Annotated in this window: 11 protein-coding genes; 8 read left to right on the top strand and 3 right to left on the bottom strand. The window is 46.0% G+C overall.

What is annotated here, in order from left to right:
- Window positions 1–54 precede the first annotated feature (54 nt).
- Together ACMXI2_RS23560 and gatC are read right to left on the bottom strand one after the other, a co-directional pair.
- Window positions 55–756 carry an ABC transporter ATP-binding protein gene (locus ACMXI2_RS23560; protein ID WP_483778480.1) on the bottom strand — a complete coding sequence of 234 codons (702 nt, stop codon included), beginning with the start codon at window positions 754–756 and terminating at the stop codon, window positions 55–57.
- Window positions 757–761: 5 nt separating this feature from the next.
- Window positions 762–1,052, bottom strand: coding sequence for an Asp-tRNA(Asn)/Glu-tRNA(Gln) amidotransferase subunit GatC (gene gatC / locus ACMXI2_RS23555; RefSeq protein ID WP_079470697.1), 291 nt, complete (start codon window positions 1,050–1,052; stop codon window positions 762–764).
- A 185-nt stretch (window positions 1,053–1,237) separates the two neighbouring features.
- Here gatC and trpS point away from each other — a divergent pair, with 185 nt between their 5' ends.
- Together trpS and ACMXI2_RS23545 are read left to right on the top strand one after the other, a co-directional pair.
- Entirely contained in the window at window positions 1,238–2,245 is a 1,008-nt protein-coding gene (gene trpS / locus ACMXI2_RS23550; RefSeq protein WP_483778479.1) for a tryptophan--tRNA ligase, read from the top strand.
- Window positions 2,246–2,293: 48 nt separating this feature from the next.
- Window positions 2,294–2,929 carry a deoxynucleoside kinase gene (locus ACMXI2_RS23545; protein WP_079470695.1) on the top strand — a complete coding sequence of 212 codons (636 nt, stop codon included), beginning with the start codon at window positions 2,294–2,296 and terminating at the stop codon, window positions 2,927–2,929.
- Window positions 2,930–3,026: 97 nt separating this feature from the next.
- On the opposite strand, the gene ACMXI2_RS23540 is transcribed toward ACMXI2_RS23545, so the two are convergent.
- On the bottom strand, window positions 3,027–3,578 hold the full coding sequence (locus ACMXI2_RS23540; RefSeq protein ID WP_483778478.1) for a dihydrofolate reductase family protein: 552 nt from the start codon (window positions 3,576–3,578) through the stop codon (window positions 3,027–3,029).
- Between the two features lie 216 nt (window positions 3,579–3,794).
- On the opposite strand from ACMXI2_RS23540, the gene ACMXI2_RS23535 reads away from it, so the two are divergent.
- From ACMXI2_RS23535 to ACMXI2_RS23510, 6 genes are all read left to right on the top strand, one after another.
- Entirely contained in the window at window positions 3,795–4,589 is a 795-nt protein-coding gene (locus ACMXI2_RS23535; protein WP_483778477.1) for a hypothetical protein, read from the top strand.
- A 93-nt stretch (window positions 4,590–4,682) separates the two neighbouring features.
- On the top strand, window positions 4,683–6,758 hold the full coding sequence (locus ACMXI2_RS23530) for a ComEA family DNA-binding protein (protein WP_483778476.1): 2,076 nt from the start codon (window positions 4,683–4,685) through the stop codon (window positions 6,756–6,758).
- 677 nt (window positions 6,759–7,435) lie between these two features.
- Window positions 7,436–10,642 carry a SusC/RagA family TonB-linked outer membrane protein gene (locus ACMXI2_RS23525; RefSeq protein WP_483778475.1) on the top strand — a complete coding sequence of 1,069 codons (3,207 nt, stop codon included), beginning with the start codon at window positions 7,436–7,438 and terminating at the stop codon, window positions 10,640–10,642.
- Between the two features lie 19 nt (window positions 10,643–10,661).
- On the top strand, window positions 10,662–12,152 hold the full coding sequence (locus ACMXI2_RS23520) for a SusD/RagB family nutrient-binding outer membrane lipoprotein (RefSeq protein WP_483778474.1): 1,491 nt from the start codon (window positions 10,662–10,664) through the stop codon (window positions 12,150–12,152).
- A gap of 24 nt (window positions 12,153–12,176) precedes the next feature.
- Complete coding sequence (locus tag ACMXI2_RS23515) at window positions 12,177–12,674, top strand: lipid-binding protein (RefSeq protein ID WP_483778473.1); 498 nt, start codon at window positions 12,177–12,179, stop codon at window positions 12,672–12,674.
- A gap of 82 nt (window positions 12,675–12,756) precedes the next feature.
- A complete protein-coding gene (locus ACMXI2_RS23510) occupies window positions 12,757–13,071 on the top strand; it encodes a DUF3467 domain-containing protein (protein ID WP_079470689.1) in 315 nt (104 codons plus the stop codon).
- Window position 13,072: the final 1 nt, after the last annotated feature.

Here is a 13,072-nt window from a genome sequence, read left to right as displayed (position 1 = left end):
AACGGCGTTACGGGAAAGGTTCCTGTAACGCCGTTTTGCTGTAATTGAAATATTTTATGCGTGTACTTTTTCGTTGATGCGGTCGGATTCAATGACGCCATCGCGCAGGCGTATAACGCGGCGGGCGTGATCGGCGATATCTTCTTCGTGTGTTACCAGTACTACGGTGTTGCCGGAGGCGTGGATGGTACCGAAGATTTCCATGATTTCCACAGACGTTTTTGAGTCGAGGTTACCGGTGGGTTCATCCGCGAGGATGAGCGACGGGTTATTAACGAGGGCGCGGGCAATGGCAACGCGCTGGCATTGTCCGCCGGAAAGCTCATTGGGTTTATGCTTATAGCGGTCGCCAAGACCCACTTTTTTCAGCATGGCGATGGCTCTTTCTTCTCTGTCCTTTTTGCTCACGCCGGCGTAGATCAGTGGGATGGCCACGTTTTCCAGGGCGGTGAGGCGGGGCATGAGGTTGAACTGCTGGAATACGAAGCCGATTTCCTTGCCACGTACAATGGCGAGGTCGTTGTCTTCCATTTTGCTTACGTCATGTCCGCTGAGAACATACCTGCCGGCGGTGGGCGTATCCAGGCATCCGAGGATGTTCATCAGGGTAGACTTCCCGGAGCCGGAAGGGCCCATGAGCGCTACATATTCATTCTTGAAAATGTCCAGCGATACGCCTTTGAGCACCGGTAATTCATTTTTACCGAGAAAATAACTTTTCCTGATTCCTTCCAGGTGTATGACGGACTTTTCCATGTGGGTTATTTCTTTATTATTTTCGGCACTTTAAAGTATTCCTCAGTAGCGGAAGGTGCGTTTTTCAGGGCCTCTTCGCGGGTGATCACCGGTATAACCTTATCTTCCCTGAAAACATTATAATCATCTGTCAGGTGAAGTAATGGCTTCACATCGGTGGTATCCAGTTCATTGAGTTTCTCCACAAAGGTGATCATCCTCTGGAGGTCTCCGCGTATTTCAATCTTCTCCTGGTCGTTGAATTCCAACCTGGCCAGATCGGCCAGTTGCTGCACCAGTACGTCGTTCACTTCCATAATCAAATTAAATCAAAAGATAATGAAATATAAATGGTAAATATGATAGTATCTCAAAATTAGGGATAAACGGACAGAATAAAGTGCTTTTGATCATCTGCTTTTGGCTTTTGGCGTTTTTTTTACAAAACAGCCCGGTGTGAATGGCTAAAAGCTAAAAGCTATTCTTTAAATTGCGCCCTGTTATGGCTACTGAAAAAGAAATTGTGGTAAGCGGCATACGCCCTACCGGTTATTTGCATTTAGGCAATTATTTTGGCGCTATCCGTAATTATATCCGGATGCAGGAAGATTTTAACTGCTATTTTTTTGTGGCAGACTGGCATTCGCTGACTACCCATCCCGATCCGAAGGATCTTCCGGGAAACGTGATGCGGGTACTGGCGGAAAATATTGCATCAGGACTGGACCCCGAAAAGGTATCGCTGTATGTGCAGAGCGACGTTCCCGAAATTGCGGAACTGTACCTGCTGATGAATATGCTGGCTTATGTAGGTGAACTGGAGAAAGTACCTACTTTTAAAGATAAGGTGCGGTTGCAGCCGCAGAATGTGAACGCAGGACTGCTTACTTATCCTGTACTCATGAGTGTGGACATCCTGATCCAGCGCGCGGTAAAAGTACCGGTGGGTAAGGACCAGGGCCAACACCTGGAAATGGCGCGTAATTTTGCCCAGCGCTTCAATCACCGCTATGGCGACCTGTTCCCCGAACCGGAGGCATTCAACTACGGCGATAGCCTGGTACGTATCCCCAGCCTGGACGGTAACGGCAAAATGAGCAAAAGCGAGAATGAACTGGCTACGCTATACCTGGCAGATGAAGATGATAAGATCATCAACAAAATCAAAAAAGCTAAAACCGACAGCGGTTCCGGTGAACCTGGTTCGCCAATCCCTGATTCTGTACAGAACCTGCTGGACCTGATGAAACTGGTGTGTGCGCCGGATGTGGTATCTTTCTATGAAGAAGCATGGAAGAATACCGGGACTATCCGTTTCGGGGATCTGAAAAAGCAGTTGGGAGAAGATATGGTGAAGTTTATATCGCCTATCCGCGAGCGGGCGAAGGAGCTGCAGCGCGATACGGACTACCTGAAGCAGATTATGAAAGCCGGTGCAGAAAAGGCCAGAGCGAATGCGGCACAAACTTTGCAACAGGCGAAAAAACTTATTGGTATAAATTATTATTGAAAAAGTCGCCAACTGTAGCTATTTTCAGTATTAACCACTTCACATCGCATGGCAAAACAGAATAAGATCAAACATATAGCTATCGCCGGAAACATCGGTGCGGGCAAAACCACGCTCACAGAAATGTTGTGCAGGCATTACAAATGGCATCCGCAATATGAAGATGTGGAGCACAATCCTTATCTGAACGATTTTTATGAAGACATGCCCCGCTGGTCGTTCAACCTGCAGGTATATTTTCTGAACGGACGGTTAAAGCAACTGCTGGAAGTGCAGAACGGAAAAGAAACCGTTATACAGGACCGGACCATTTACGAAGATGCGCATATTTTTGCGCCTAACCTCTACGAAATGGGGCTGATGACCAAGCGCGATTTTGATAACTATTTCAACTTCTTTGAAACGCTGAAAAGCATGGTGAAGCCGCCGGATCTGCTGATTTACCTGCAGGCATCTGTGCCTACCCTGGTAGCGCAGATACAGAAGAGAGGAAGGGAGTATGAAGAGAACATCCGGCTGGACTACCTGAAACGCCTGAACGAATATTACAATAACTGGATTGAAAAATATAAAGAAGGTCCGTTGCTGATCATTGATATTGATAAGAATAAATTTCCGGAGAGTGATGAAGATTTAGGAGAGATTATTTCCCGGATTGATTCACAGTTGTACGGGTTGTTTTAGCGGAGTTTGTCTTTCCCTGGATTACGCAGATTATGCTGATTACATTGATTTTTATTTTTTGGATTTGGGAAGATGGGAACCTGTTCCATGCTTTTTATCACTGTTTCAGGTAATGAAGTGCTATACATCCTGATTTGAGCGTCCTCGAGTCTGCCAGTTGCAGGTTTAGCGATCCGGGAAAATTTGCATCATCAAACAGCCGTCTCCCTTGCCCGACAAGGATAGGATGAACGAGAAAATAATATTCATCAACCAGGCCAAGCGCTATCAATTCTGAAGGCAGGCTTACACCACCAAGCGAAATATTTTTGCCTGATTCCTGTTTCAGTTTCAGTACTTCTTCTGCGAGGTTTACACGGATAAGCCTCGCATTACCTTCAAGGTTGTCCAATGACCGGGAACAAACAACTTTGTCGATGGCGTCAAATGTTCGCGCAAACTCATTCTCTGTTTTCGTACCGGACTGTTTTTTTGCAACATCAGGCCAATAAGGAACCATCAACTGATAGGTCTTGCGGCCGTAGATAATCAGGTCAACGTCCTGCATGAGATCCGTAAAATACTGGACAGTCTCTTCGCCACCACCAAATTTGGTATGGTCGCAACAACCATCTGCACTCAGATTGATACCATAGATTATATTTCTCATTGGTTAGTGATTTTTCTACATTCTTCCTAAAGATAAAATAATGCATCGTTCCCTGTGAGGGCGATCCGGACAAAACAAAGGGGCGTTTAAGCCAAAACGCGCGTGTTTATATTTCATTAACACTTCTGTTATTTCCGCTGCTTATTTTTGTATTCGCCGGCAACAAGTTGTTAACCCGTTTGTCTGCGGATTTTTATTGTTAAACCCAATTCCCTGATGAAACAATTATTGTTAACCTTTTTATTCACGTGGTGGATAGCGCTGTTGTATGCGCAACCGTTGCTGACGCCCGTGGGAAAGAATACCGGCAGTGGCAGTTACAGCCGGCATTTCCAGCAAGTGATATCTGCCTGGTATAATCCTGCCGGGTTATCCTGTTTATCTTCTTTTACTGCAGGTATTTATACCGAGAACCGGTTCATGTTAAAGGACGCCCCGTTGTATGCGGCGATGGTGGCTATCCCTGTGCGTGCAGGCGCTTTCGGGGGAAGTATTACGCGGTTGGGTAATACAACCTGGCATCAGCAGCGGCTGAGTGGCGCGTATGGTATGCAGCTGGGGCGGCGGGCCGGCATCGGGCTGCAGTTTAATTATGAGGCCACCAGTGTGCAGGGATTTGGGTCTACCGGTAATATCAGCTTTGATGGCGGAATGCTCTGGCATATCAGTGAGCAATGGCACAGTGGCCTTCATGTGTATAAATCTACAGAGGCGCCTGTTGTATATAGCAGCGGCGTGGGCTTTGAGGCATCGCGTGATTTTCTGTTAACCGGCGAAGTGATTTGTATGGGCGCATTTACTTCGGTGAAGGCATCGGCTTATTATCGTATTATCCGGCAACTGGCACTGGAAATGGGTATTGCCTCCGGTCAGGCTTATAACAATGCGGCAGTGATATTATTCCTGCGATCCCTGCGGATAGATATCGCTGCAGGATTTCATCCACAGCTGGGCATTACGCCTTCTACTTCATTGATATGGCAGCTGTCTCCGCCGCCGGTGATGGAGTAATGTGATTAGAAATCGCTGGCTTAATGATCCGGCGGGGGCTGCTGCTTTGCCGGAGATGGTGCGGCAGGAAATTAAACTTTCAATGTTATTGATATGGCAACTATCCGCTCGGCGATTTGCGGCGTCACCGGTTGTTTGTTGTTGTTGCTGGTTGGGCGGAAAACGTGGGCCCGTCAGCAGGAAGAGGCGTTGCCTCCGGCAATGGAAAATAACCTGGAGAACGAAGCGGCTGGTACAGAAACGGTATCAGAGGATGATACGCAATGGCAAACTTTAAATGCATTGGCGCGGCATAAGATCCGGTTGAACACAGCAGATGAAGCAACGTTGCAGTCGTTGGGACTGCTTACGGCTTTACAGATCAGCCGTTTTTTGCGGTACCGCGCTTTATTGGGGGATCTGCTCAGTATTTATGAATTGCAGGCAGTGCCGGGGTTTGAACCGGATGTTATCCGGCGCATATTGCCTTATGTAACGGTAGGCGATGATCTGGCGCCTCACTATACATTAAGAGACTATGTGCATAAAGGCGATCATTCGTTCCTGCTGCGCTACGCCCGTGCAGGGGAAAAAGCAAAGGGGTACCTGCACACCGACAGCACGTTACCTGCCTACAGGGGTAGCCCGGAGAAATTGTTTATGCGTTACCGTTATAGTTTCCCGCGATATATGAGCTGGGGAATAGTGATGGAGAAAGATGCCGGGGAAGCTTTTTATAAAGGTGCGCAAAAGCAGGGATTTGATTTCTACAGTGCGCATGTTTTTATCCGGAACTACCGGGGAATAAAGGCCCTCGCATTGGGGGATTATACAGTGAATATAGGACAGGGATTGCTGAATTGGCAGGGGCAGGCGTATGGCAAAGGAGCAGCGGTGATGCAAACGAAACGGGAAGGAGAAGTGTTGCGGCCATACACCTCACCGGGAGAGTTTTATTTTTTCAGGGGAGCGGCTGTTACGCTACAACAACAGCACTGGGAATTGACAGCCTTTGCATCTTTCCGCAAACAGGACGCCAGTACGGACACGCTGATGGATGAGGTAACAGCAGCCAGCATCATCAGCAGTGGATATCACCGCACCGTTACCGAAGCCGCCAAACGTGGACAGGTGCAGCAGCTCAGCGTTGGTGGGAATATCCGTTACAATGCCAACCGGTGGCAGGTAGGAGGAAATGTAACCAGTCATCATTTAACGCCGGTACTTCAAAAGAAAACAGCGCCCTATAATCAATTCGACTTTACCGGTAACCGGCTTACGGCTGCCAGTATCGATTACTCCGGCAGCTGGAAAAATGTGCATTTATTTGGAGAGGCTGCAGTGAGCAGTAACGGAAAACCTGCCGTAGTTCAGGGGTTGCTGACCAGCGTAGCGCCTGCAGTGGATATGACGATTGTATACCGGTATTACGACAGGGCCTACCAGTCGCTATATGCCAAAGGCTTCGGCGATGGTTACCGGACCGTTAATGAACAAGGATTATATACCGCCGTTACTTTGAAAATAAGCCCGCGGCTAAAGGCCGACGCATATGCTGATATCTTTCACTTCCCCTGGCTGAAATACCGGAGTAATGCGCCTTCTGACGGCAAGGATTTTTTTCTGCAGGGAAGTTATGTACCGGGGAAAACAATGAGCCTGCTACTCCGGTATAACTACCGGCGGGGAGCGCAAAATGTATTGTTGCCGGGTAACCCGGTTAAAGTACTGACCGCTGTAACGTCTACGCACATACGTTTTCAGTGGACTATAAAAATAAACCCACAGCTGGATCTCAAAACCAGGCTGGAATACAGCAGCTATGAGACGGCAGGGGATATGCAGCGGGGATGGATGATATACCAGGATGCCGGTTACCGTTTTGTACATCTGCCCGTTGTAATAAGCGGAAGGTTATCCCGTTTTCAGACCAGTAGTTACGATAGCCGGATATATGCAACGGAAAGCAGTGTGTTATATGACAACGCGGTATCGCAGCTATATGGTGAGGGATGGCAGTATTATCTGAATGTAAAATGGAAAGTGAACCGCCGGCTAGCATGCTGGGGACGCTGTCATCAAAGCCGGTATCCGGGCCAAACCAGCATTGGTAGCGGGAATGATGTAGTGGCAGGGAATAAAAAAACATTGTTTCAATTTCAGTTACAGTATTTAATAACAGGAAAATGAAACTTTTTTTAAGCGGATACATATTGATTATCAATCTATTGTGATACAGAACTTATCTGCTGTTAAAATAATGTTAAGTAGATGCGTCACGATTTACTTTTTTTTTCTAACTTGTGGATGTCAACCAAAATCTAAATCTGATTTGCTTTATGAGAAAGACCTTTCTGCAAGATATCAAGCTTGTGATTATAATTGTAAACCCGCAGTAGGAAACTTGTCATGATTCAAATCAAAAAGACATAGAGAGACTTAGCAAGGCTTTTACCTTAAACCATAACAACTACAAAACCATTTCTGTAATTGGAATCATTGACTGTTTGCCAACAGTAAGAGGTATACAACAATTTATTATTGCGAGAGAACATATAGACTTGTACAACCAAAATCAGAACTGTTTATGAAAAAAAACACTTCTCCCTTTACATAGCCGTTCGGCAATATACCCGACCGTATGTTACGATAATTATTTTCTGTAACTGCAGAACCGATGGGTATTCTGTCTGATTAGTCATGTTTCCTGAGACATGCCAGGGATTCTTTATGTTGTTATTTTAATGCGTAATATGATACAACAATAGCTAAAACATCTTATCCGGAAGCAGCTACTGGCATTTGTTGCCGGGTAAGCATTTATAAGACCCGATGTATTTCTTCTTCAACCAAAATCTGAAACTTTTATGAAAAAGGGGTTCCTCCTTTTTGCCATGCTTATGGCAATCATCCACCTGGCCTACTCGCAGCAGCGACAGGTTACAGGTACCGTTAAGGGAAATGATGGCAATCCGGTTCCGTTTGCCACCATCCAGGTTAAAGGTACCACCGCCGGTACCACCGCCAATGACAATGGCGTATTCAACCTGAGCGTACCCGGTGCTTCCACGGTGCTTGTTATAAGAAGCGTTGGATACAAAGCCCAGGAAATAACCGTGGGAGAAAGTTCAAATCTCCAGGTAACACTGATAGCAGATAACAAGAACCTGCAGGAAGTAGTGGTAACAGGTTTGGGACTGGTGCGTGAAAAGAAAACCGTGGGGTACGCTACCAGTAATTTTGCTACAGAACAAATTAACAGGGTAGCGCCCGTAAGTATGATGGATGGTTTGTCCGGAAAAATAGCCGGTGCTGAAATATCCACTACCAGCGGCGCTCCGGGCGCATCCAATAAAGTAATCCTCCGTGGTTATTCTTCCCTGCAGGGTAACAACCAGCCACTGTATGTGGTAGACGGGGTACCACTGAATAACGACCGTCCCGGCTCTACCGTTGATGGAAAAGGAGTCAATAACGGCGGTTACGACTTTGGTAACAATGCCAATGATATTAATCCAAACGATATTGAAGCCATCAGCATCCTGAAAGGCGCCGCGGCCACCGCAATTTACGGTTCCAGGGCCGCCAGTGGTGTGGTATTGATCACCACCAAAAAGGGTAAAAGCGGCGGGCTGAAAGTAGATGTGGCCTCTGCAGCCACTTTTTCCCGTGTAGGGATGTTGCCTACCATGCAGGAAAAATTCGGACAGGGCTGGGGTGGTACATTTATCCTTTCAGAAAATGGTAGCTGGGGACCACGCTTAACCGGCGAAAACCGCGAGTGGGGCGCCCCGGTGGATGGCGTATCATTAACAAAACCATTTTCTTTTGTAGAGGATAACGTACGCAACTATTTCACTACCGGTAAAGAATTGAACAACACCATTGCGGTTAGCGGAGGAAATGAAACATCCACTTTCTTCCTGTCTTATGGTAATGTATACAGCGATGGTATCCTGCCTACTGATGCTGATTCTTATAAAAGAAATACTTTCTCTGCAAGAGCATCTACAAAATATGGCAGGTTCTCCGCTTCTGCTTCCTTTAACTATGTAAATAAAAATGCAAAAGCAGTATCTACCCGCAGTGAATCCGGACTGGGGTCTTCCTTGTTTGAGGATATTATCCAGATCCCTGTGGATATCAATATTTCCCAGTTTAAGGACTACAAGAATAAATATTACAACGTAGATAACTACTTTACTCCTTACGCTGAAAACCCTTATTATTCCCTGTATGAAAATGGGAATAACCTGAAAAGCAACAGGATCTTTGGAAACATTGATCTTAAATATGGTATCAATGATTGGTTAAATGTACAATGGCGTCTTGGTGCAGATATTACCAACGCACAGTCTAAAACTTATAAAGCGAAAAACAGACCATCACTCGACAGCTGGAATGATGGTAATAACGTGGAAGGTGCGCAACGACAAGAAGACGTTGGTTATGTAAGGGAAAACAGCGATTACAGAGGGGAGTTCAACTCCGATCTCCTGCTCACTGCCAATAAAAAGTTGAGTTCAGATTTTACCATCGATGGATTGATAGGCTTTAACATTAACCAGCGGGAAGGAAAAATATTTAGTTCGGCTGTGAAAGGACTGGCTATTCCAGGTTTCTACGTGATCTCCAACTCACCTAATTCACCGGTATCGCAAACACAGGAATTCAGACGCAGGATCTATGGTCTCTACGGACAAGCTACTTTAGGCTTCCGCGAGTACCTGTTCCTGACTGTGAATGCCCGTAACGACTGGTCGTCTACATTACCTGAAAAAAATAACAGCTATTTCTATCCAGCGGTGAATGCTGCCTTCATTTTATCAGAAGCACTGAAACTGGATGAGCGTGGTGTTTCTTTCGCAAAACTGCGTGCCAGCTGGGGTAAAACAGGTAACGATGCGGGTCCCTATCTCACTAAAACAACGCTATCTACCGGTCAGATCATAGATCTTCCTTTTGGTACACTGGATTTCCCCTTTAATGGTATCCCCGGGTATACCGTAGGTGATAACATTGGTAATCCTGAACTGGCTCCTGAGTTGAGTAATGAGTATGAACTGGGTGGTGAAGTAAAATTCCTGCGGAACAGGTTGGGATTTGATATCGCTTATTATAATAAACTTACCAAAGGTCAGATCCTGGCAGTGCCTACCACGCCGAGTTCCGGTTATGCCAGCATTACGCAGAACTTTGGTAAAGTGAGAAATAAGGGTATAGAATTATCTGTTAACATCATACCGGTAGAAACAAAAGATTTTACCTGGACCCTGAACTACACCTACGCACGTAACAGGAATACAGTTGAGGAGCTTCCGGCAGGTTTGAACCAGGTTGTACTCAATTTCGCTTACGACGCAAAATTTGTGGCCCGCAAGGGAGATCCGCTGGGCGTGTTTTACGCCCCGGTATCTGCCACCACACCAGATGGAAAAATAATTGTGGATGCAACCGGCCTACCTAAAGCAGCAGATACCGACGGATATTATGGTACCTCTCAGCGCGACTTTACAATGGGTTTGGTAAACACACTCCGCTATAAAGACCTAACACTGGGCTTCTCTTTCGACTGGAGAAAAGGCGGTGTATTCTACTCCGGTACAGCAGATCTGACCTACTTCGTGGGTAATGCCTTATTATCTACCTATAATGACAGACGAGCTTTCGTGGTTCCTAATTCTGTAATGCAGGTAGGTACGGATGCACAGGCCAAACCGATATACGGTGAAAATACCATTCCGCTGACAGATTTTAACTATGATGCTTACTGGTATCATACTACCAATAAAGGTGGCGCTTACTCACAGCGTATCATTGATAAAACCTATTTGAAACTGCGTGATATCACGCTCTCTTACAGTCTGCCTTCATCAGCTGCCAGGAAAATTGCTGCCAGCAACCTGATGCTGACCGTTTTTGCGCGCAACATGTTTGTGTGGACACCGGAAGGAAATACATTCATTGATCCTGAAGTATCGAACTATGGTAATGATTTGAATAGTGAGTTTGGTGAATTCAGATCCATGCCTACTACCAAATCTTATGGTGTTTCATTGAAGGTATCCTTCTAATCTTTTAAATTCTGATATCATGAAAACGTATAACAATCAATATATTCTCCTCCTCCTTTCAGCGGTGCTTTTGTTGGGCGCCTCCTGTAAGAAGAACCTGGATATTAACAACGATCCGAATAACCCACCATTGGAGCGGGCTACGCCTTATGTGTTGTTCCCGCCGGCGGTAATGTCTACCATTTCCTGCGCCGGCACTGATGGCGCTGTTATTGGAGGTATCTGGTCGCAATACTGGACACAAAGTAATGCCTCCAACCAGTATAAAACCATTGATGCATATAATATCCAGCGTACAGATTACAATGCGTTGTATACACAGATGTTTTCAGGCGCATTGCAGGATTACAGCCTGATGCTCAAATTGTGCGACAGCCTGCACGATTATAGTTTTGGTTTGATGGGAACGGTGATGAAAGCCTATTCTTACCAGATATTGGTAGACCTGTACGACCAGGTGCCTTACCAGGAAGCATTTGGCGGATTAAACCAACTACAACCGAAGTTTGACCGTGGGGATAGCATTTACTCCTGGTTGCTGAGAGATCTGGATATTGCATTATCCAAAGACCTGACCGTAACCATCCTTGCTGAGAATGCTGCACAGGATATTATTTATAAGGGAGATATGGACAAATGGGTAAAGTTTGCCAATACGCTGAAACTGAAAATGTACCTGCGTATGGTGAATGTAAATCCGTCTGTGGCAAGAACAAAGATCATGGAGCTGATTAACAGCGGCGCTGAGTTCCTCACAGATGTGGATGCCTCCTACAGCACCTTTAAAGATGCACCGGGCCAGGACAACCCGCTGTATGAATCAAACATCCGCAGCCTGAACACCACTACCAACATCCGTGCGAGCTATACCATGATGTCGTGGTTACAGAAAAATAAGGATTCCCGGATAACCAAAATTTTCCGTGCACCGGGCGCTGCGAGAGGTGTTTATTATGGTATTAACCAGGGCGATTTCACCAGTTTGTCGCCTACTTACAATGTAGCTGCTATCTACAGGCAAACGGCCATAGATACTGCTTACCTGATTTCCAGGGCTGAAACCAATCTTATGTTGGCAGAAGTAGACGAGCGTTATTTCGGTGGTACCAAAGCGAAAACTTATTATGATGCAGGCGTGCAGGCCGCATTTCAGCAGTACAAATTAAGTGCTGATACTTTCATTCAGGCCGGTCGGGTATACGAGTACCCAACAGGGGCTACTTTTGATAAGAAGCTTGAAGCCATCATTATGCAGAAATGGGCTTCTTTCCCAGGCACACATGCACTGGAAGGCTTCCTGGAACAAAACAGAACAGGTTATCCTAAGTACAGCCCGGTATACTCCACTGATCCATCTTACATTCCCGGCCAGCTGGTATATTCCCGTAACGGCGTTACCGGCGCTGGTAAATTCCCTAAACGCCTGGTATTCCCGGATGTGGAAAGGAGCAGAAATAGTAATACACCAGCGGAAGTACCTATTTATCAAAAGGTTTGGTGGGCTTTATAATGTTAACGGTTTAAAATAATTACCATGAGAACAATAATGAATAAACAATATATCACAGGACTGCTGCTGGTGGGTGCTGTTCTTTTTTCTTCCTGTAAAAAGGAATTGCCGGAGGTAAAGAATACACAGGTTGTGAAAATGGCCGGTACCTGGTGGGTAACCATGACGCTCAACGGGGCGCCTCAGATTGACGGAGACCATGTACAAATCAATACTTTCAACACCGCTGCCGACGATGGAAAGCAGCTGTGGGTGCAGGATGCGGGTCTGGGATTCGACTTTCAGTCGAAGGTAGACGTAAATTTATCTGATCTTACCTTCAGCGCTACCAATGCCAATGACGAGAACAGTGACGCTACCGTTACCATTACTGCCGGAAAAGTTTTCCCTAATGGCGGGAAATCGAAGGGCGGGCATATAACGGACAGTATTTACATGGAACTGCAAATATCTTCCGATCCCGGCAAGAAGTACGTAGTGGCGGGTATCCTGCGTACCAAGTTCGACGAAGACGACTATTAATACCGGTCGATCCGCTGTTTATAAAAAAAGAGGGCTCATTTGAGTCCTCTTTTTCTATTTTTGTACGGCTAAATTATACAACATGGAAAATCAGCATGAAGAACAGAATCAGCTTAATATAGAGTTGAATGAAGAAATCGCCGAGGGACAATACGCCAATCTCGCCATCATCACTCATTCAAATGCCGAATTTGTGGTAGACTTTGTAAACGTGATGCCCGGTCTGCCAAAGGCTAAGGTGAAATCCCGTATTATCCTCACGCCGCAGCATGCGAAGCGTTTTATGAAAGCCATGCTTGATAATATTAAGAAATACGAATCTGTACACGGCCCGATTCAGGATCAGGAGCAGGTATCTGTACCATTGAATTTTGGTGGACCCACCGCTCAGGCCTAAC

It is taken from the genome of Chitinophaga sp. G7 BAM 1005, assembly GCF_057126945.1.
The sequence above is the reverse complement of the archived record's forward strand: the minus strand, read 5'-3'. Positions and strand labels throughout refer to the sequence as shown.